Origin of the sequence: Paenibacillus sp. PvR098 (genome assembly GCF_017833255.1) — a bacterium.
Classification (GTDB): domain Bacteria; phylum Bacillota; class Bacilli; order Paenibacillales; family NBRC-103111; genus Paenibacillus_G.
In genome coordinates this window covers 607,392-628,438 of record NZ_JAFIBU010000001.1, presented here as the reverse complement: position 1 = coordinate 628,438, position 21,047 = coordinate 607,392, and the positions used below count along the sequence as shown (strand labels likewise).

At 47.9% G+C, this 21,047-nt stretch carries 22 protein-coding genes and 2 riboswitches; of the genes, 2 read left to right on the top strand and 20 right to left on the bottom strand.

Features of this window, described 5'->3' with window-relative positions; translation table 11 throughout:
* Window positions 1–6: 6 nt before the first annotated feature.
* Window positions 7–723, top strand: coding sequence for a hypothetical protein (locus tag JOE45_RS03130; protein WP_210021574.1), 717 nt, complete (start codon window positions 7–9; stop codon window positions 721–723).
* A gap of 45 nt (window positions 724–768) precedes the next feature.
* On the opposite strand, the gene JOE45_RS03125 is transcribed toward JOE45_RS03130, so the two are convergent.
* From JOE45_RS03125 to JOE45_RS03100, 6 genes are all read right to left on the bottom strand, one after another.
* Window positions 769–1,500, bottom strand: a complete 732-nt coding sequence (locus JOE45_RS03125) for a hypothetical protein (RefSeq protein WP_210021575.1) — start codon at window positions 1,498–1,500, stop codon at window positions 769–771.
* Window positions 1,427–5,245 carry a multicopper oxidase domain-containing protein gene (locus JOE45_RS03120; protein WP_210021576.1) on the bottom strand — a complete coding sequence of 1,273 codons (3,819 nt, stop codon included), beginning with the start codon at window positions 5,243–5,245 and terminating at the stop codon, window positions 1,427–1,429. The genes JOE45_RS03125 and JOE45_RS03120 overlap by 74 nt, the downstream gene beginning before the upstream one ends.
* Window positions 5,246–5,265: 20 nt before the next feature.
* Window positions 5,266–5,550 (bottom strand): hypothetical protein, encoded by a 285-nt coding sequence (locus JOE45_RS03115; RefSeq protein WP_210021577.1) that lies wholly within the window; start codon window positions 5,548–5,550, stop codon window positions 5,266–5,268.
* A gap of 23 nt (window positions 5,551–5,573) precedes the next feature.
* Window positions 5,574–5,873: a hypothetical protein gene (locus tag JOE45_RS03110; protein WP_210021578.1), complete on the bottom strand. Its 300-nt coding sequence runs from the start codon at window positions 5,871–5,873 to the stop codon at window positions 5,574–5,576.
* A 66-nt stretch (window positions 5,874–5,939) separates the two neighbouring features.
* Window positions 5,940–6,596 carry a PIG-L deacetylase family protein gene (locus JOE45_RS03105; protein WP_210021579.1) on the bottom strand — a complete coding sequence of 219 codons (657 nt, stop codon included), beginning with the start codon at window positions 6,594–6,596 and terminating at the stop codon, window positions 5,940–5,942.
* A 195-nt stretch (window positions 6,597–6,791) separates the two neighbouring features.
* Window positions 6,792–7,877, bottom strand: coding sequence for an iron-containing alcohol dehydrogenase family protein (locus JOE45_RS03100; RefSeq protein WP_210021580.1), 1,086 nt, complete (start codon window positions 7,875–7,877; stop codon window positions 6,792–6,794).
* A 173-nt stretch (window positions 7,878–8,050) separates the two neighbouring features.
* Window positions 8,051–8,145, top strand: a riboswitch (cyclic di-GMP riboswitch).
* Between the two features lie 95 nt (window positions 8,146–8,240).
* On the opposite strand from JOE45_RS03100, the gene JOE45_RS03095 reads away from it, so the two are divergent.
* Window positions 8,241–9,125, top strand: a complete 885-nt coding sequence (locus tag JOE45_RS03095; protein WP_210021581.1) for a sensor domain-containing diguanylate cyclase — start codon at window positions 8,241–8,243, stop codon at window positions 9,123–9,125.
* Window positions 9,126–9,254: 129 nt separating this feature from the next.
* On the opposite strand, the gene JOE45_RS03090 is transcribed toward JOE45_RS03095, so the two are convergent.
* The 14 genes from JOE45_RS03090 to JOE45_RS03025 all read right to left on the bottom strand — a co-directional run bounded on the left by JOE45_RS03090 (window position 9,255) and on the right by JOE45_RS03025 (window position 21,033).
* Window positions 9,255–9,776 (bottom strand): cyclase family protein, encoded by a 522-nt coding sequence (locus JOE45_RS03090; protein ID WP_210021582.1) that lies wholly within the window; start codon window positions 9,774–9,776, stop codon window positions 9,255–9,257.
* A 127-nt stretch (window positions 9,777–9,903) separates the two neighbouring features.
* The gene (locus JOE45_RS03085; RefSeq protein WP_210021583.1) at window positions 9,904–11,547 is read right to left on the bottom strand and encodes a stalk domain-containing protein; all 1,644 of its coding nucleotides are present in this window, start codon (window positions 11,545–11,547) and stop codon (window positions 9,904–9,906) included.
* Between the two features lie 127 nt (window positions 11,548–11,674).
* A complete protein-coding gene (locus tag JOE45_RS03080; protein WP_210021584.1) occupies window positions 11,675–12,313 on the bottom strand; it encodes an HD-GYP domain-containing protein in 639 nt (212 codons plus the stop codon).
* Window positions 12,314–12,362: 49 nt separating this feature from the next.
* A complete protein-coding gene (locus JOE45_RS24055) occupies window positions 12,363–12,548 on the bottom strand; it encodes a Spo0E family sporulation regulatory protein-aspartic acid phosphatase (protein ID WP_210021585.1) in 186 nt (61 codons plus the stop codon).
* A gap of 67 nt (window positions 12,549–12,615) precedes the next feature.
* Window positions 12,616–12,704, bottom strand: a riboswitch (cyclic di-GMP riboswitch).
* A gap of 275 nt (window positions 12,705–12,979) precedes the next feature.
* Entirely contained in the window at window positions 12,980–13,606 is a 627-nt protein-coding gene (locus JOE45_RS03070; RefSeq protein ID WP_210021586.1) for an ABC transporter ATP-binding protein, read from the bottom strand.
* The gene (locus JOE45_RS03065; RefSeq protein ID WP_210021587.1) at window positions 13,596–14,525 is read right to left on the bottom strand and encodes an ABC transporter ATP-binding protein; all 930 of its coding nucleotides are present in this window, start codon (window positions 14,523–14,525) and stop codon (window positions 13,596–13,598) included. The genes JOE45_RS03070 and JOE45_RS03065 overlap by 11 nt, the downstream gene beginning before the upstream one ends.
* Before the next feature lie 45 nt (window positions 14,526–14,570).
* Window positions 14,571–15,437, bottom strand: a complete 867-nt coding sequence (locus JOE45_RS03060; RefSeq protein ID WP_210021588.1) for an ABC transporter permease — start codon at window positions 15,435–15,437, stop codon at window positions 14,571–14,573.
* Window positions 15,434–16,411, bottom strand: a complete 978-nt coding sequence (locus tag JOE45_RS03055; RefSeq protein WP_245246552.1) for an ABC transporter permease — start codon at window positions 16,409–16,411, stop codon at window positions 15,434–15,436. Before JOE45_RS03055 ends, JOE45_RS03060 begins: the two co-directional genes overlap by 4 nt.
* Window positions 16,412–16,447: 36 nt before the next feature.
* Window positions 16,448–18,061, bottom strand: a complete 1,614-nt coding sequence (locus tag JOE45_RS03050; protein ID WP_348632470.1) for an ABC transporter substrate-binding protein — start codon at window positions 18,059–18,061, stop codon at window positions 16,448–16,450.
* A 174-nt stretch (window positions 18,062–18,235) separates the two neighbouring features.
* The gene (locus tag JOE45_RS03045; protein ID WP_210021591.1) at window positions 18,236–18,613 is read right to left on the bottom strand and encodes an MmcQ/YjbR family DNA-binding protein; all 378 of its coding nucleotides are present in this window, start codon (window positions 18,611–18,613) and stop codon (window positions 18,236–18,238) included.
* A gap of 14 nt (window positions 18,614–18,627) precedes the next feature.
* The gene (locus tag JOE45_RS03040; RefSeq protein ID WP_210021592.1) at window positions 18,628–19,374 is read right to left on the bottom strand and encodes a ZIP family metal transporter; all 747 of its coding nucleotides are present in this window, start codon (window positions 19,372–19,374) and stop codon (window positions 18,628–18,630) included.
* A gap of 32 nt (window positions 19,375–19,406) precedes the next feature.
* A complete protein-coding gene (locus tag JOE45_RS03035; RefSeq protein ID WP_210021593.1) occupies window positions 19,407–19,670 on the bottom strand; it encodes a DUF1294 domain-containing protein in 264 nt (87 codons plus the stop codon).
* A 181-nt stretch (window positions 19,671–19,851) separates the two neighbouring features.
* Window positions 19,852–19,998 (bottom strand): DUF4023 domain-containing protein, encoded by a 147-nt coding sequence (locus tag JOE45_RS03030; protein ID WP_210021594.1) that lies wholly within the window; start codon window positions 19,996–19,998, stop codon window positions 19,852–19,854.
* Window positions 19,999–20,058: 60 nt separating this feature from the next.
* Window positions 20,059–21,033 carry a YihY/virulence factor BrkB family protein gene (locus JOE45_RS03025; RefSeq protein WP_210021595.1) on the bottom strand — a complete coding sequence of 325 codons (975 nt, stop codon included), beginning with the start codon at window positions 21,031–21,033 and terminating at the stop codon, window positions 20,059–20,061.
* Window positions 21,034–21,047: the final 14 nt, after the last annotated feature.

Sequence of the window (21,047 nt, the reverse complement as noted above, 5' to 3'; positions counted from 1 at the left end):
TTTATCATGGAAAAATCACCCGACCGTCCAAATCGTGAAGAAGAAAAGTATACCTCCCCGGCCAGTCCACTGCCGGATTACGAATTAAAAATGCTTCAAAAATATATCCATGACGTGAACCTGCAGAAATTAAGCGAATCTTTACCCCGTCAGAAAAAAAACCTGATGCTAATCAAATTTTTTAAGCACAAACGAAATCAGCGGGTTGAGATTGTGTCAAGCATCGGAGCTCATAAACAGCATACTTTAGGGAAGGTGGCGAATATAGGCAGGGACTTTGTTGTCCTGACTACGCTATGGAACCGAATTTGGATTCCCTATCGCAGTATTCAATCCTCCAATATCCCTGCCGGTCTTCCTGATGTTTCCAATACACATCAACATGTTGTATTTGATGAACAACTAAGAAGAAGGCTGCTTACTCAATTTGGCAAAACGGTAGGCGGGCACGATATCTTAAAACAGCAATTTTACGAGGATTCGCTCCAAACCAGTCTCCAAAGCTGGAAAGGAGCAAGTGTAACGGTTACGGCTAATGAGACTATGCATTCCGGCAAAATCGTTTATGCAGCATCTGGAACGCTTTCCCTGCAAAACGCAAAAAACAGATTCGACGTGAATCTGCGTGACGTGGATTACATTAAGCTTAGAAGAATAAAGATGACGGTTCCCTATATGCTGAATCTTTCCCTCAGACTCTATGACCGTATCTTAAAGCGTTAAACCTTATGTTATTCATGAAAAAAGCCCGTGGATAACGGGCTTTTTTCATATCGTCAGATAGCAGATTTCACTGCATTTGATTTGCTCCAGTTTATTACCTTTTTGAATTTGGATAACCTGTTCTTTGTCCGATCCGACCAATATTCCGCGTATCGGACCCTCTTCCCCTACTTTATGCACTACAACCTCACAGCATACAAACTGCAGCAAATACCAATGGAGCGGAAGCCCGAAGAACAAATTCATCAGGTATGGATTACCGGATACAAAACTTCCGAAATGCAAAACAAGGTCGCGACGAAGGCATGCATCCGCATCCCGTAATTCCTGGGTGTCCACGATAGAATCCTTGCACTCTTCTTGGTGGATAAGGCATATCCGATCATATAAAACAAACACCTGCTGCCCAACTGCATTGATTTGAAGGAAGTCCCTCCCCGCGTCTTCCACCCGGCCAACCAAATGAATGACTGCGTCCGTACAGTCGACGGATATTCTCACCATTACACCGCGAAGAGTACGAAAATGCAGCTGCAGCTCTCTGAGATTATCCGGCTCTCGAGGATTGCCAAGGGTGCGAAGCAGCTCATTAGCTGCTTCGATGCTTTCCTTCAATCGTTCGAGATCTTTGGGTCGAAGCGGACTGTTCGGCGATGGGAAGCGCCGTGTCGTGATGGGCCTCGGACAGGAACAATCCAAAGTGTCAGGTACGGATATGGTTGATGATTCGGGACAAGGCACGCCAGGGCTGACGTCTTTGAACCGTTGTTTCGTCATTGTTAATCACCTCCTGAAATGTCTCCCTAGTCTCCTTCTTCACGTTACTAGACAGAGTCCCATCCGAATTCGCCGGAGGAGCTGCAAGCTGGACTATACGGGAATCTTTCAATGGCGCCAAGAAATGACAGTGTTCACCCAGCACGCGAATGAATCCCCAAAGCCCTAACTCCACATCCCACCGAATATTGCCTGACCGGTACATATAGTCACCCGGAATATTGAACATGCTGCCTGCTCCGTAACCAAGATAAATATCGTCTGAGGAACCTACCGTGTTTTGGCCGCGTACGCTTACCACCGTTGAATTCAAATCGTCAGAGCTGCGATACCATTCGTGCCCATGCATTACAAAGGCGTGGGCACGCGCCCTGTCGGAAGGAAACACGAAACGAACCGTCACCGGATCCCCTGCATAAGCCAGAAAAACAGGGGTGGATGGATCGCCATGAACTTTAGAGCTGAATACTTTCGCAATGTCTGGGTTTCGCAATAACCGGTGTCTAAATCGCTCGGCCCGATAGTTGAACCCGCGAGAGCCTTGGTCCTCGAAGTCTTCGATATCCGCTTCCGCATTGTCCATGAGAATCGGCGGTTCCGGATCGAGGATGAGATTCCCTTCTCTGTCAACCAGCCTTACGCCGTCGTGCATGAGGAGGACGAATTCACGAAACTCTCCAAGGAGCGGATTGGAGATAATCATCTGGCTTCCTGTGACCGCTTCTTTACGGGTAACAGGGTCCAGGTATTTAGAGCCTCTAGGTTCTATGATCAGAATGCCGAACGCACCATGGTGCCGGTGGTTACGCAAATCCGCCATATCCCAAAGATTGCAGGAGCCTAGCTCCAAATCAACATACCATCGGTACGTGATACTGCAGCCCGGTCCTACCGTTTGATCCGGATTGAAGCCTACGGTGGCGCCATCGGAGCCCCGAGCATCGTAAACAAGGAACTGGGGATGCAGCGAAATTCGGAACGAAGGCGGGAACGGAGCTTCCACTGGCACACCGGGATAGCCATGAATCATATCATTATGAACATCGCAGGATAAGCGGTTGTGCAGTGTAACTTCTACGCAATCGCCTACATTAGCCCTCAAAATAAGCGGTTCCGGATTCTTCTGTTTGTTTATAATGGCAGAAACATCTTCTGCAAGAGCGAACACAATGCCAAAAGGATCGTGATCCCCAGCCTCGTTGTACACGATAGGCGTCTGCATGGCAACGACCTCATAGCATCTCGTTACAGCATTGGGCGGACAAGGGTTTCCAGGGTCGGGAGCAGGCGGCGGCAGCTCCCCTGTAGGGACTGGCAGCGGTGTCTTTCTTTGCCTTGGCGGCTTCCTGTCCGGCAGCGGCGGTAAATGCTGCACTTCTGATTCATAGCTGCGAATGATGCCCCAATTGCCAACCCATAGATCATCGATGGACCCGAAATGGTAAAGCATATCAAAATCGCCTTCTCCATCGACATAAAACTCCGCAGTATAATGCTCCGATATGCCGATATGCTGCTGCTGCACGATTTCTGAGTCCAGATCTCGGCGCTCCTGATGCCATCGCTGCCGGTGCAGATTAAAGCTGTGAGATTCCTCATGCGCCCCTTGGAATAAACGGATGCGTACTGGATCGCCATTGTACGTTTGGAGCAGAGGCGTACACGGGTCTCCATGGACATAGGAGCTGAACACGTACGCGGGATCACAGTCCGGCTTCAGACGAAACTGCAATGGCTCGTTGCGGTAATTAATCCCCATGACGCCCGGATCGTCTGGGGAACCAGGAAACGGAGGCTGGTTCAATGGACAGCTGTCGGCATCGAAGAGCATCGTGAAATCATGCACGAATAAGGTCAGCTCACGAAAATCTGGAATTAGAGGATTGGTAATCACCGCTTGCGTACCGCTTCGAATGACTTTGAGGGTATGTGGATCCAGATGCTTGGAGCCTCTTGCCTGAATGTTGATGCCAGCGAATAACCCATGCTGCTGATGCGAGTTCGCAAACAGATGGTCATGGAAGAACGTGCCCCTTAGTTCGACCTCACAGTACCATTGATAATGCCCCGTTTCTCCAGGCATCAGGCTGCTATCATAGTTCCAGCCCACATTCGCCCCATCCGACGAGAGCGGATCGAATTTAACGAAATGAACGTGCAGTCCCGCCTCATATGTTCGGTTCACCAGCTGAAACGCATTGCCCCCTAACGTCTCCGGTAGCTTATTTGTCAATTTTAAATTCACGCAGTCACCCGAGTTGGCGAATATAACCAACGGCACCGGTTTCTTCCGGCCGGAGCGGATATCCTCTTCATCCTCTGCCAGAACAAAGATTCTTCCGTGTGGATCGTACCAGCCCTGCTTGTTATAGACAATAGGCAACTCCATCGCTATAATATGGTAATTCCGCTCTGGAATTCCTTCCGTAGTGGGGTTAACAAAAACGGCGCCCGGGCTGGCATTGGGGGCAAATTGGTTCTTTTCCAGCGACGTAGCTTTACGTCCTCCTACAATCCCCATCGGAGGGCGTGGTGCCTTATATCCCACCACACCGGGGATAAATCCTGGGAAACCCGGTTTCTCCGGAGTTGGCCTGGGCGGATGGGGGCGACCCGGTAAGGGTTGTAACGCCTGGATCGGGACCCCGTTCGGATAACATTGACCGCCATCCTGCAGCGTATTGAATATCCGCTGCATCCCCCACATTCCCTCGGTGAAATGCGGATACAAGTGGCAATGGATGATAATATCACCAAATGCGCCTTGTAAGCTCCCGGCGCCATATAGTGGTGATACTGTGTAAGAGGTTTGAGGAGAAATTGCCTGCGAATCGATAAGCTCCGAATCCTGGTCTTCCGCTTCAAACAGCCATTGATGAACATGATAGTGGAATACGTGCGTTTCTTTCACTCCGCCGTGCATAAGGCGAATTTTCACCGGGTCTCCTACGTAAGCGCGTAAAATGGGTGTGGCCGGATCTCCAAAAACCCAGGAATCGTGATGTACCTCTTCCCCCTCGCAATCGGGACAAACAACGCCCTCCTGCAGCAAACGCATCCGGTTTCGCATCGGTTCAGCCCTGTAATTTACACTGTGCGACGCTTCGTGCTGCAGTGTATGCGGATCGATAGGATTTTGTCCCGTTAAATCGTTGACCTCCATCTCGTCGTGGAACATCCAGGCATACTCACGGAACGATGGAAGCAGCGGATGATGCACGTCAGCGTAAATTCCACTGTTAAGGGGCTTACCAGTTACGGGATCGGTCCACCAAGAACCTTTCGGTTGAACGATGAGCGCTCCGAACAGCCCGTGAACATTGCTCCCCCATTCACTAGACAGCGTATTTCCGAGGTCGAAGAATAAATGGATGCCCTCCAGATGGACGGACCAACGGTACTGCTGGACATGGCCGGGAGAGCATGGCGGAGCGGTTGAGTTATCGTTACAGCCCACAAATGCGCCATCGGATGTCTGCACATGATAATCAGCCCGTTGAATGTGGATTGACGTACTGAAAGGAAGCTGATTCTCAAACAAAACTTCTATTTCATCCCCTATATTTGCCCGAATAACTAACGGTTGAACCAAGTCGACGGGGGTAAACGGATTGTGGGCAGTCTCTTCTTTTACCCGGCTTTCATTCTCTTTAAGAACATACATCATCCCGTTGGGGTCGTGATCTCCGAAGCTGTTGATGACCATACGTACCGGGATGGCTACAATGTGAAAGCATCTAAGCAAGAGATTTCCTCCTTTCTGGACTAGCAGTCTAATCGGGGAATCTTTACACCGTGTTTTCCTTCAATATAAAACACTTCAATTTGATCAATATGAACGCTGATCATACGTCCGTCCAATTCGTTAATATTTGTTGTTTCCGCTTCGAGAACCACAAAATCGCTAACCATTCTATCGATTCGTCCAATCATCATGAAGGGATACTGAGGAATCAAGAGGAACACCCTTCTTCCAATACCCTGTTCAAAAGCTTCACTTATGGACTTTCGACGAAGGATGTGGATATCATGTGCCTGCCTATCATGCATAAATGATGACCTCCATATCTGATTTAAGTTAGCGGCAAACGGGTCTCGGGATCAAACGGCATAAAATTGGCGATTTGCTCAATCGGGTATTGGAGCGGTGTAGGAAAACGATAAAAAGGCGCATTAAACATTTTGATAATAACCGGATCGAGCGTGATGTAGCCGTCTGCAACATGGCATAGCTTGCCGGTAAATATGCCCCTGAATGTTTGACCCAAAATATTTAACTGCGCCGATTTGGTAACGATTAGAATATGTTGGCCAAGCATCTCTATAAACATTTCGTTCTCGGGTAATGTAGAGCCTGAACTCGTTGTACTCATACGTGCTTCCTCCTCAAATGAATAATCCATACGGAATCAACATGCTATGGATGTATGCTCATTTCGTCATTTCCATATCTTTCGTATGATTTCGAATGCTTCCGCATAAGGGACCCCAACCGTCATTCCACGGACACGGGCTAAATACGTCACTCCATCATAGGACCGCGGATGAGGAAACGAACGCATCTCGACTTCGTAATGCTTTAGTGCAGCCAGTTTGTCATATATCGTATCGCTGATGTCAACGTAATAATTGGGTTTAAATGTTTTATCATTGGTATGCCCTGTCCATTCAGTGGAGGACACCGTTTCAAAACATAATATTTCTATGGGAGAGCTGCCGGGGAGGGGCCGCACAGCCGTCATTACGGCTTGATACGTAATTTGATGATCTCGGTTTAAATCACCGTAATGGTGAGTAAAAATCATAGCAGGGTCATACTGAAGAATTATTTTTTCGATGTTTTTGTTAATTACATGCAGCGGAGAGCATTCCAATTCCAAATTGGGGAAATTCAAAAAAATAACATCTTTGATCCCCAAATGCTGGTTCGCTCTCATGGCAAACTGCCGTATATGATGATCTTCCTCCGGTCGGCCCCTGGCGGTGATGACAGTAATCACCTCAAATCCATTTTGAATCAATTTTTTTATCGTCCCTCCCGAGCCCAGCAGTTCATCGTCAGGATGAGCAGCAATAATAAGGACGTGTTTCTTCATTATTGGTCATCTCTCCTTTCTGTGATGTTAGTAAGATTATTTTAAACAGACGGATACCTTTTCTTTTTCTATGATAGGTGTATGTAAATCAATGGCTAAAAGAAACGGTTAACGCGGAGAGAGCTAGTCATATTTTAATAGGCAACAAAAATACCCATGACATTTGTCATGGGTATTCCCTGCGATGATAACTCGTTACCAGCTCTCTACTTCTCTAATCGCACGGATGACCATCTCGCTTGAAATGGCAAACGGCATATTAGCCATCGTGCCTTCCGGAAGAAGCGACACCCGCGCAATCTCATTCCATTCCTCATTCGTTAACTCCCTATGAATTCCTATCTGGTCAAGCCGATGCGGGAGCCCGACTTCTTTATAAAACGCCAGCATCTCGTCCATCTCATGCTTTGACCGGTGTTCCAAGACAAGTTGTACTAAAATGCCGTATGCCACCTTTTCCCCATGATAAGCCTCATGGGTGTCTTGGATGGCGGTCAGACCATTATGTATCGCATGAGCCGCTGCTGTTCGGCAATTGTCTTCTCCAAGCCCGCCTACCAATCCGCTGAATAAAATATTCGCATCGATAACTTGCTGAAGCGCTTCGCTTGGTATTCCTTGTCGGGCATCCTCCAGCGCCTGTGCGCTGTGCTGAATCAGCGTGTCATAACAAAGCTTGGCCGCCTGAAGTCCGCCAATCGTTGGGAGATTATGCTTTCTCCCGGTGGCAGACATCGGCGCTTCGATCCACTTCGCCAATGTATCCGCAATGCCCGCGGCCAAATAACGAGCAGGAGCTTGTGCAATGATCTCCGTATCCACTAAACAAAGCAGCGTCCCCCGGACATAAACGGGAAAATTCAAGTAAACACCGTCTTCAGTGTACATGATCGATAGATTGGCGACAGCTGCACATGTTGCAGCCAAGGTGGGGATGGCCACAAACGGTTTGCCTAGGGCATCAGCCAGAGCTTTAGAGGTATCCATTACTTTCCCGCCCCCCACGCCGCAGATCAGATCTACACCCGAATCCACAAGCGCTTTCAATCGTTCCATTTCTTCATAGGAACATTCTCCACGGTATCGATGCATCTCATAACGAATTCCCGACTCATCCAAGCTGAAGGCCAACCGGCTTCCGCAGCTGTTCCAAGATTTCTCGCCGCTTACGATAAATACGGATCTGCCGTATTTTCCTATCCATTCTCCAGCCTTACGCAAAATACCAGGTTCGTGGATGTAGGCGTTTGGGGATCCCAAAACGAAGTGAACTCCATTCATTGTCTTTCCTCCTGCGGATAGTGTCTGGATATTTAAATAGCCATATCTACATTATATCAAGAAATAGTTCGCATTTAATGTTGTTATTTGTCGAAACCGCAGTGACAACTTAACATAACAAGATTATAATAAAGGATAAAGATGACTTTGTATTAATGATCAAGAAACAAATACAATATGACGGGCACACTTATTGAAAAATAAGGCCGCAAAACTACAGGGGCTAAACTGTACATCTTCTTGTACAATATGCCAGCCAGCTGCCAGTATGAGGCCCCCCTTATTCTGGGGGGTTATTTTTGCGGATTGAGAGGTGTTCATGTATACCTATTTCGAGATTCTGCTGGTTAGGGGCGATTGGTCATGGTTTCATCTAATGTTGAACACTTGAGTCTTGCTATTGTGAACTCACTGATAGACCAGATTGCTTTGATCGATACAAAAGGAACGATTATTTTTGTCAATGAGTCGTGGATTTCGTTTGCCTCCAATAATGGCGGTGATTTGGCCGCTTGCGGTATCGGTGCCAATTATTTTGATTATTGTGGAGAAAACAGAGAAGTGCTCGAAGGAATCCTCTCCGTTCTCTTTGGGAACAAGCCGAACTTTACTTATGAGTACCCCTGTGATTCCGCGTATGAGAAAAGATGGTTCTTGATGAATGTGACTCCTCTTCTTGTCAAATCGGAAATTAAGGGTGCTACGATTTCTCACATCAATATTACAGAACGTAAAATCATGGAAGAAAAATTAATCGAGTTAGCGATATCAGATACTCTAACCTCTCTTCACAACCGCAGATATTTGGAAAAGAAATTTATAGAAGAAATGGCTAGAGCCAGTCGATATCATCATCCCATTTCTTTTATCATTTTGGACATCGACCGCTTCAAAAATATAAACGATCGTCACGGCCATTTTGTTGGAGATGAAGTATTGATCAAAATAGCAGATACCGTGCTTGAAAACACAAGAGAAACGGATATTTGCGCTAGGATCGGCGGAGAAGAGTTCGCCATACTCTTACCGGAAACAGATGAAGCAGAAGCATTGAGCGTCGCGAGAAGAGTTCATTCCGCGATACAAGATTTACAAATTCCTGTGGGGGATTTAACTCTAACTGTAACCGTATCCATGGGTATCATTACCAAATCATCCGATTTCAACATGCAAGATATGATGGAAGAAACCGATAAAGCGCTGTATTCAGCAAAAAATAACGGACGGAACATGATTTGTATCGTGTGAACAATGACTAAGCTGTAAGCGAGGATAACTTTCTCATATAACCGACGGCTTTCCGGCCAAAAAGGAATCCCTGCGCTAACCATGGGATTCCTTTTTGGGCGTTTATTCTATGGTCGACATTGTGCTCTGTTATGTATCAAGTACAGCAACGGCTCTCACAGGAGACCCATCGCCCTGCTTAATGTGAAGAGGAAAGCCATAAAACATGAAGTCTTTGCCTAATGGCAGCAATTCCAAATGAACCAAGTTGGTATAAGTTATGATTCCAATGCCAAGAAGTGCCCTTTCCAAATCCTCCGTGATCTTCCCTCCTACAAAAGTCGGGCTTGATTGATGGATGCGTTCAAACCACTCCATCCCGATTTCTTCTTTAAAAAATAATCCTTTATTCACCGGCCATTCCGAGAATAAACTTACAACTTGTGACGTCCCGAAAAAACGTTCAATAGGAATCTCATCGATGGCTTTACCCTGCCTATGCATATGCGAAAAAGCATCTACATGAGTACCGGTATGCGTTCCCAAAGTCAATTGACGCAGCTCCCATGATTGCTTCTCGTAGGAATGGATCACTTCAACTTTCACTTCCGGATCGCCTGGATAAACAGGCATTCTATGAAATATTGGCTCCGATAAATCAATAACCCTCATGGTGTAACCTCCAGATGTGACCCTCGTTAGTCTTAATTTAACCTAACTGCATCTACGATCTTGATCAGCTGTGCTTTATTTTGCTGTGCCTTACCCGTGGGACAAAACACAGCTTAAGCTAGGAGTGTCAATACATGATCTTAACGCTCCGCGTTTCCTGCATGTATTCTACATGAGCTCCCAATACTTCTGAAAGTAAACGAACCGGGATCATTGTGAGCTCCTCCTCCAATCGGGCCGGTGAGTCGGTCGTATATTCCTTCCCATTAATAGAATATACGTTACGTCCCGTAAAGAAAGTGATTTCTCGGCCGTTCTTGGTGTAGATCGCGGCTTTGCGGCTGTCATCCCAAGTGACGGAAGCTCCTAGAGCATCGGCCAAGTCTCTCACCCATAAATAGGACGTCCCTTCCAGAATAAACGGCTGCCTCTTCAGTAGATACGATACATCATCCAGCGTATAATCATCATCATCCAGCTTGAAAGTAACCACATGATTGATGCCGCCTTGTTGCTTCGTCAACCTGACATAGGCCGCAACGTCCTTGTGTAGTTTTTGCTTTCCAATGCCAGAAACCGGCTCCGTGTGAAAATCCCAAGCTTTCTGAATTGTTCTAGAAAGGCCGTTCTCGGTTACATTCAGCCTCACATAAGCGGAATACAGCATGTCCGGCTTCAGTGGCTCGGCCGGAATCAGGATCACGCTGTTTTTCAATTGATTGTCGTTACTCGGACTGTTAAGCAGCAGCTTTACCGGTTGTCCCGATTCATCCTTCAGAGTGGATTCGAGCAGCTGCACCTTTTCGATATCGCTTCCCGAAACAAGAGCCATGAGCGGATAACCGACTGGATATTCTCTTGCTGGGTGCATGCGAATCGGATCCGGAGTTTCATAACCGTCAAAATCCAGTGGAACATAAGGATCTCCTGGAGCCGGAGATACAGTCATCTGCAGCTCGGTTTCTTCCCCGTAGCCAAACATGATGACGACATAATCCCCGACCATTTCAATTCCTGCCTCCGTAACATGAGGCATTAAGAAGGGCTTGCGGTGATACGGCGCGTCAAACAACGCATCGACAGACTCCACGAGCGTTCCGGTATAGAAGGAAACATCCTCCCCGACGCCAAAGGAATATCCGGCATATCTTGCGCGATCGGAAGGTGTAGCCCCTGTAAACCCTGGCAAGCCTTTCTTCTCATCGTGTAACGAGACTGGTGAGATCGTCTGTGCCACTCGGTTCGCAAACAAATACTGCGCATGATTTTTAGCTGCCAACGTCAAACTGCCGTTAAGCTTTAAAGGCTTTAACCCGTACAGTATTCGATAATCATTGATCGCTTTCAGACCTAGCCGATGGTTCTCCGTGAACTCAGAAGGAATCTCGCTTACAGGGTTGTCCGCTACCTTAAACTTCCAATTCAACTTGACTGCTTCGTAGCCTGAGAATTGCAGCTCCACTTCAACCGAATGCTCTCCAGGCTGTAAAGCAGTAGTCGGTGTATAAATAAAGCTCATCGATTCGTTATCCCATGTTCCCGAAACAAGATCTTGATCCAGCTTCATACGAAACGTATTCACCTGCAGTTCGTTCCGGTTACTAAGTTCAAATCCGATGTCCGGTTTGGAAATACCAACCGTTCCTTTAGGATACGACATATAAGAAAAGGATGAAGCCTCCGCCCGTGGCGCCGGAATGGCCAGCATAGCCATCGTAATCCAGAAGGCAAGTAAGATCTTCCACGTTTTGGACACGATTACCCTATTCAATTATAATTCCCCTCCAATCATAGTTGCTCGGTTTCTCTCAGTCCGCTCTATTATTATTTCATTACCCTCCCCCGGTTTTCCTTCTGCAAAATCAAAAAAAGCCACCTATCAATATCGATGACATATTTCACTGCTGCATGATTTCCGGATGATATACTGATCTAGCAAAATAAGAAGCAGAATGGACAGAATCCCTTTGAATATAAGCCAATATGATATCTTGTATCGTGAGAAACACCTGGACATAACGACCGTCAAATTGTGAATAACTCTGCCGAATAAGCTCTTCACGAGCATGTTGAATGGACATGCCCTTTTTATATGGAAGATCCGAAATCATACTATCGAAAGCATCCAATATGGAGCAAATGCGAGCATACAACGGAATATCGGTTCCTTGCAACCCTGTCGGGTAACCCGTACCGTCCCAACGCTCATGATGATAATGTATGGTATCTATGATGTCTTGATCTGTAATTCCTTCCATAATGGCCATCTGAACACCAAAAAAAGCATGGCGCTTCATAAATTTCCACTCTTCCTGTGTCAGTGAGGATTTCTTTTTAAGAATGGATTCATGGATGTGTACCTTGCCCATATCGTGTAAACAGCAGCCTGCAATTAATTTTTGGGTCTGCTGTTCATCGTAATTCAGATAAGCAGCCATCAATTTAGCCATTTTCCCTATCCTGATGCTGTGCTCATAGGTCGCTATATCTTTTACTAATAATTGTGTAAGTCCATTCACCGCCTGATTACCGATCATCGACATCATCCTTTCCGGTTACAAGCTCTCTCTTGCCTCTCTACTCATTTTACATAAGCCGCTTAGTGTATTCCTGGTACCTAATAATAGCGCAATCCAATTCTTTGCTTATTGCATTAACTTCCGGGTCAGATAGACTATGTTTGATGTTGAAAATCCCATGCATTCGAGTCCGGATCGTCTCAATTTCTTCCGATAAGTGTTGGAGACGCTTTTCATTGAAGACCCCGTACATGTCCTCTCACCTCCCGCACAAGTTGTAAAAAAAAAGCCCTCCGAATGAAGGGCTTTTCCGACCTCATTCCGGCGGCTGGCTGGCATGGTGTGTTTCCACACGGTAGCCCCTATAGCTTTGCGACACCACTTTTCAATGGCTGTGCCTTTATCGGACCATCATTTTATGTAAAATGTTGGTTTTTTGTGTGTGAATCAGATGAATAATGTAAGACTTTCGACATGGATAGTGTATAAAAAAGCAGTTTCGACAATCTGTGCTTACATTCTAACACATTTCCCACATTTTTACTATAATTTTCCTTGCTTCAGAACTAGATTTTATGATGTCGCACTAGGCATTCATGCATAATAAAATGCACCAGCCGCGATATAAATTCGCCGTTGATGCATTTTATTAAACCTTGGAACTAAAATTCACTACCATCAGCTTCATTGCGGAACCCTTGATGATTCCTTGAAGAAGTCCCACTCCATTACTCTGCTGCAGAGCCGGTGAATCAGATGCTTATCATGACTGATCACAAGTACACCCATGCCCCGCTTCTCGGCTATTTCCAGCACAGCATGCCATATTTGGGCTTGAGTAATAGCATCAAGCATCGTGGTGATCTCATCGGCAATCAGGAAACGGGTCATCGGACCAAGCGCACGGGCGATGCAGAATCGTTGGAGCTCGCCACCGGAAAGCTCGCTGGGTCGACGGTTAAGCCATTCCTCCATAATCCCTAAGGAGGCAAGAAGGTCTTCATCGGGCTCCCAACTCTCCTTAAGGATCGCCCGCATGCGCCAACGCGGATTGACTGCCTTCTCCGGATGCTGAAATATCAGCTGAACCGGATGATAACCCTTCGTGGGCGCAGGAGCGCCATCGAGCAGTACCGTTCCCTCGGTCAGCTTTTCATAGCCTGCCAGAATGCGAGACAACGTGGATTTCCCACAGCCGCTCGGCCCGACAAGTCCTACCACTTCACGCGGCCGGATCACGAGATCCAGATTTCTAAAAATCCAAGGAGCCCCTTCGTAATGAAAACCAAGATTTCGTCCTTCAAGTAGCATGAATGCACCTCACCAATCCTCCGTTCAGCTCACGCATGTCAGGTAAAGAATGCATGCATTCAGCAGTGGCCATCTGACAGCGCGGGGCAAACCTGCAGCCCGGCGGCAGCTCGTTCGGATGAGGCTGGGAGCCGGGAAACGACACAAACCCGTTTTGCGGTAGCGCTCTCCACAGTGCCTTGCTGTATGGGTGGCGCAGCCATTCCCCGCTGCCGCAGAAGTCCTCAGGACGAGCCGTCTCAACGGTCGTTCCGGCATAGATGATCGCCACTTTATGAGCGATTTGAAGCGCGGCTTCTACATCGTGAGTAATGAACAGCACTCCGCACCCTTGGTCGGCCAGCTCTTTGAAGAAGCCGAGCGCTTCTCGAACGATGGCTGCGTCGAGGCCGGGGGTTGGTTCATCCGCAATGACTAATCTTGCCCCGCTGACGGCCGCTGTGGAGACCAGCACACGTCGAGCCATCCCTCCGGACAATTCAAAAGGGTACATCTGCTCCACTTTGGGGGAAAGCCCATATCGCTCAAAAACGTTCCGCTGTTGCTTGACCGCATCCTTCGTATCTCCACGCTTGGTTCGGACCTGAGCTCCAACACGCATCAGCGGATCGAGATAATTGACCGATTGCGGTACAAGAGCGATCTCACGACCCCTTAGCGCTGCTTGCCTGGCAGACGTGAGCTCCTCTCCTTCATAACGAATCTTACCCGATATCTCCGCATTGTCGGGAAGAATTCCCAATATAGCATGGGCCAGCAAGCTTTTACCCGCGCCGCTTGAGCCCACCAATGCAACGATCTCTCCTGCATTCACAGTAACATTCAACCCATGCACCACGCTTAGCTTGCTTTGCCGGAAACCTTGGATATACTGCAGGAACGAGATGCTCAAATCATTCACTTCCAAAAGAACAGTCATTCCCGCATGAACCTCCCTTTTTGTTCGCCTAATGGCCTCATACAGTTACTCATTAGACCGATGCGAGTCCAACAGCAAACGTATATTTTCTCCTGCCGTGTCGAAGGAACGTACTACAAGCAGCAAGCAGAGGCCTGGAAAAAACGCCAACCACCAAAGGCCGGTAGATAAATATCGCATCGACTCGGATAGGATAATACCGATAGCGGGTTGATGAGGAGACAATCCCATACCTAAAAAAGAAATAGCGGCTTCATGAAGAATCGCATGTGGGAACACGAGCAGCAAGCCTACCATCATCTGGGGAATCAGATGGGGCATCATATGCCTAACGGCGACCCACCAGCGCGACTTGCCCATTCTACGCGAGATTTGGATGAACTCAGACGAACGCAGCTGCAGCACCTCTGCACGGATCACACGCGCCAGACTCGGCCAATGAGTCAAAGCAATCCCGATGACAACCCCTCTGACACCTCCGCCTAGTACAAAGCTGATTAATATAAGTGTAACTAGATGCGGCACGCTCAAAAACAAGTCGATCAACCAACCGATGATTCGATCGACTGTTTTACCCATAGTTGCGGCGAGCATTCCTAGAATGACCGCGATGCTTACACTCACGGCAGCAGCCATCATACCCACCTGAATACTTAAGTTTAAACCCTTTAGTGTGCGTGTGAACATATCTCTACCCAGCCAATCTGTACCGAAAGGATGCGAAAGAGACGGGATTAAATTACGCATTTCGAGATTAGTGGATAAACTCACATCATCCAACAACAGCCCAGTGAGCCATGTCCCCACGATTAAAGCAGCAGATGCAGCAGCCATGAGCAACGCCCGCTGTCTGTGATTGAATTTGGATGTAAAACGCTTGTTATTGCGTTCAGGGACGAACAAACTACTCATACGGAACGTCCCTCCCTGATCCTTGGATCTACCGCACGGTATATCAAATCCGCCGCGGTGTTACCGGAAAAGACGAATACCGCGCTGAACAGAACGATTCCAAGCAAAAGCGGGACATCGCCCCGCAAACCCGCCTCCACTGTAGCCTGACCCAATCCTGGATATGAAAATACTTGCTCCGCCAGAACGGCCCCTCCAAACAGCTCGCTGAAGGCTGTAAACTGCAGCGTCACCGCCGGCAGAGCCACCCCGCGGAGTCCGTGTCTCCAAAACAGCTTCAATCCACGCTCACCGCGGGCTCTCGCAAACAAAATATAGTCGCTCGATAGCACATCGAGCAGCTTCTGCCTCGTATGCAGGGCTATAGAGGCGATTCCGATGATGCTCAACGTCAATGCAGGCAGCACCATATGATATATCCGGTCTCCCCAGGTTACGTTCTCGGTCAGTGTACCCGCCGGAACGCCCAAGCCTACCGGAAACCAGCCGAGCCATACCGCAAAAACAATGAGCAGCACCAAACCCAACCAAAAGGCTGGTGTGGATGCCAGCGTGTAGCAATACCATTTGATCAGCTTATCCACCCAGGTATCTTTGTTCATCGCAGCTATGACACCCGCGGTAAATCCGATAAGTCCCGATAATACCCATGAGACTCCCATCAATGCAATGGAGTTCGCAAACCGTTCTCCAATCACTTCCACCACAGGAAGGCGATACATCATGGAGGTACCCAAATCCCCTTGCAGTACTGCAGCTCCCCAATGAAGATAACGCTCGAGCAATGGCTGATTCAGTCCCCAATACTCGGCGATTTGTTCCCGCTGCTCCGGGCTCACGCGCATCATATCAGCACCAATATAAGCTTGAACCGGATCAATAGGAGAGTGGCTTAGAAGCAAGAATGAAATGAAACTGATAGCCACTAGCAGAAATACAAGCCGTAGGCTTTTCATCCATATAAATCTGATCATGCTCCGTATCATGGGGTATAAGGCTCCGTTCTCACTCTATTTCAACCATTTCCACTCTTCGATGTTGTCTGTCACCGGCCAGCCATGACCATGAGGATGAATTCTCTGTTTTCCGATATCAAGACCGTCTTTGACTAAATACAGATGATCGATATTCACAAGCCATGCCCATGGAGCATCCCCCAAGGCGCTTACACCTGTTGTTCCGTCCCACTGAGCTTTCTTCCAGTACTCCATCGCTTCTTCCTTGCTGGTTGCCTTCATAGCTTGAGTCATATATTTGTCGACCGTAGGGTTGCTGTAATATCCGGGGTTGAAAAGATCCTTCCCCATATACTTGCTGTTGTACAGATTATACATCTCGACCGGATCGTGACTCCCCCAGCCGAAAAGCACGGCATTGGAATGCATCATGGTTCTGATATCGTCCCAGCTCTTGCCTTCGACCTTAATTGAGATTCCAATTGCTTTCATATGATCCGCCACGGCGATCGCAAGAGATTGTCGCGTCACATCACTGGCCGGATAAACAAGAGTGAACTCTGCCTTCAAGGCCCCCTTTTCCACAATACCGTCACCATTAGAGTCCTTCCAACCGGCGTCTGCCAAGATGCTTCGGGCTCCGTCTAAATCAGCGTCCTTAATGATGCTTTTTGAATTCCACCATGGAAGGCCGTCATTGACGGTAAAAGCCGGTGTACCATGTCCCTCCAATACGCCTTTGACAAGGGCTTCGCGATCGATAGCTCTATTGATCGCTTGGCGAATGGCAATATCTGCAGTCACATCGTTACCTATTGGATATCCGTCTTTTGTTTTATTTCCGGAAGGAACTGTGGGGAATGCGATTCCCCGGTTATCGACAGTGCGCACAGCTTCAAGGCGCATACCTTCTACCGTCTGTTTGCTGAAAGCAGAAGGTATGTAAGATATATCTACCTTACCGGCCTTAGCTGCAGCAAAGGCCGCATCCTCGTTCAAAAATAAAAATATCAGCTTCTTAAAGAAAGGCTTAGCTCCGTAATATTCAGGATTTGCCTCAACAATCAGCTGCTGCCCTTTGTCCCATTGCACGAGCCGATAAGGTCCCGATCCGATCGGATTGGCCGCATAATTCGGACCGTGCGCGTGCTTCGGAACAATTCCTGTTGTGACTAAGCTATATACGAAAGTCGATTGCGCTTCCTTCAAAGTGAATTTTACGGTGAATTCTTCGGTGGCTTCCACGCTTTCCATGTTGGTCAGGTCGACCACGGAGCCGCTCTGCGCCGCGGTTTCGAAGGTATACTTCACATCTGCGGCAGTTAACGGCTTGCCATCAGAGAACTTTGCATCATTACGGAGCTTAACGGTCCATACCGTTCCGCTGCTGGTGATTTCGTAACCGGTTGCAAGGTCATTCACGATGCTCAGCTCATGATCCCGCTTTAATAGTGTGCTCTGGAAAATCGGCGCGCCGTAACGCCCCCATCCGGTGGTCGGATCAAAGCCTGTCTCCGGTTCAGATCCGATGGCCATCATGAGCTCTTCTTTAATTGCTTCTGAAGCTTCTGAACTCGGGTTCGCATCTGATGAACAGCCTGCAACAAGGCCAATCAAGACAATTGCTGCGACTAAAACCAAAATAACGCGAAAGGATTGCCGCTTCACTCTCTCCACTCCAAATCTAATTATCCTATTTTCGTAGCACGAATAATAGATATTGTAGCACAGTGATTTCTTCTCGTCACCTATCCAATGCATAAAAAAATACACTGCCTGAATTGAGTTCGGGCAGTGTATTGCGAACAACAAAACTATGGTTGGCCAACAACAGAAAGCCGTTCATTCCTTGAGCCTCCGCGCAAGCCGCTTCGGAGCAATACGCAAATAAGCTTCAACGATGAGATCATTCAGCTCCGCCCAGTCGAGCACTTCCGTAAGGCGCAGCGAAACCCAGCCGTGCTGCCCGATATAGGGCGTTTTGTAATAGCGGCCTTGCTGCAGAAGAATTTCCTGTGAAGCGTGATCCGTCTTGATCGCAATGGACCCTTCATGGTCATTCTCCCCTATCATGACAAAAGGCTTGTTGTTCACCCGAAACGAACTATGGCCGAACGAATCTACCTTCTCTTCTACCTCTAGCATACAAGCACACGTTTCCCTGACACGCTCAAGAACGTCCAATCCTTTGCCGGATTTCACCCTTTTGTCATGTTCCATAGAGTATTCCTCCGTTACCCCAAGATTTCCGTCAACACGATCATCACCAGCAGCCCGATGATGAAAGAGAAGGTCGCCATTCTCTCATAGCCGTGACCGTGGCTCTCCGGTATGAGCTCCTTATATACGATAAATAGCATAGCGCCACCTGCAAATGCAAGGCCGTACGGAATAAGTCCGGTTACATATGCAGTCAAATAGAACCCGATGATGCAGCTTGCAAACTCCAGCATCCCCGTAAAAAGTGCGAAAAAAATAGCCGTGCTTTTACGAGCCTTCTGCATGATGAGAAACAACGCGACCAAGAAGCCTTCCGGCGCATTCTGTAGACCCATCGATATAGCGACCAACGGTCCAAGCTCCTCCTGCTCACTCGCGTAGCTTACCCCAACGGAGAGCCCTTCGGGCAAATTGTGCAGCGTCATCGCCGTCAGAAACAGAATCGACTTGCGTTCAAGCGGTAATTTTCCAATGACCCGGCTTTCTCCGGCATGCACAAGATCAATGTGCGGCACCAGCTTTTCGAGCAGGGTCAGCGTCACGGTACCAAGCATTACACCTACGCAGAGAACAAGTAAGCCGGACATGGCCAAGGCGGTAGGGATCAGGCTGTACATGGAGGCGGATACCATGATGCCTGCGGTGAAAGCAAGTAAGGTATCCTTGGCTCGATGTGATAATTCTTTCATAAAAAGGACCGGAATCGCACCGAGCGCCGTTGCCAGCGACGATACGAAGCCTCCCCACAGCATAGCTTCCATATAAATCCTCCAAAAATGAACTCAGAATCGTATCAAGCTAACGCGATATAATAAACGAGAGCAGCGTTCAAGGCTAGAAGCAGCGGAATTCCATAGACAAAAGATCCATGCTTTGTCTTATGTCTCCATTTTCGCATGCCCATCCACATACCCAGTGCTCCACCCGCCGCGGCGATGATAAATAGCGTTCTCTCAGCTATTCTGCGGCCGCCTTTTTTAGCCTGCGCTTTATCGTATCCCATGATGACAAATGAGATCAGATTCAAGACGAGCAAATAGATGACCCATAGTTCCACTGCGTCTCCCCCTCTGTGGATTGTCTATTAATGTCCGCTCCCAGAAACATGTAAATATCATTACTCTTAGAAAGACGATATCTGCTCCGTGTCATCCTGTCAAGCCCTCATGGGAGTATGCCTGCTTGCTGAACGACGCAAAAACCGCCCTTCGGCGGTTTCAATTGTAGTGCATGTTTTCTTAATTACCGTTGCGGTGCTGTTTGGCCGGGAGCTTCTTATCCGGGTGCCCGTCTCCTTGATGCTTCCGGTTTATTTCGTCCTTCTTCTGGGTATCGTGCAGCTTCTCAACCCACTCATCGGTGCTCCCGCGCAAATCGTCCCTCATGACGCAGATCCCTCCTTTCTTTTTGCTTATTATTCCCATCCACTTCAAAACTATGGGTATTCATTTGAACCATTTTTTCATGCTGAAGGGCAGGGTGAGAGCAAATGTTTTGCAGACCGGCTTTTGCTTCCCTTCCTTATGGTAGTAAAGCGTCGCATTGATCTCGCCACCAAGCACAATAATAATGCTCGACAGATACAGCCACATCAGCAGCACGATAATGCCTCCAATACTGCCGTACGTTTTTGTATAATTGCCGAAATTATTAACATAGAAGGAGAATAACAACGATGTAACGACCCACCCAAAGGTGGCGAAAATGGCACCAGGCAAAACTTCTTTGACCGTCAACCTTAAATTCGGCGTAAAACGATACAGAAGGACAAACACAATCACCATAATCACCAGAGGTATAGCAAACTGGCCCACTCGCCAAAATGTATCGAAGCCATCTGAAGAAAGCGCAAACGTGTAGATCATTTCACCAATCACTCGGCCGAAAACCAGCATGATGAACGCGAACAAAATCACAATCGCCAAAATGACGGTGAACAAAATAGAGGTGCCGCGTACCTTCCAGAACGGACGGTTTTCCTCTTCATCATAAGCTTTATTCAAGGCCTTGATGACCGCATTGACCCCGTTTGAAGCGGACCAAAGGGTAGCCAACAAGCCGATGGAAAGCAGGGAACCGCTTTTTGACCCGTCAATTTCATTAAACACACTCATAATAAGCTGAATGGATAGGTCCGGCATGATTTGGGTCAGGCCCTCAATCCCGTCCTTCGTATTTAAATCGGTGAAACTAAGCACGGCAATAACAAAGATAAGGAACGGAAAAAAGGACAGGATCAAATAGTACGTCAACTGCGCGCCCATCGCAGGCACATCGTCATCCTGGAAACGGCAGTACAGGCTAAGCAGAAAGCCTGACAACCGGAGCCTCGGTTTCGTGCTTTTTCCCACATCGGGAGTCTTTCCCGTGCTGCCATAAGAGACTTGTCCCTTTTCGCCACGCTCCATTTTGGTCGACATTCCCCTTCCCCCTT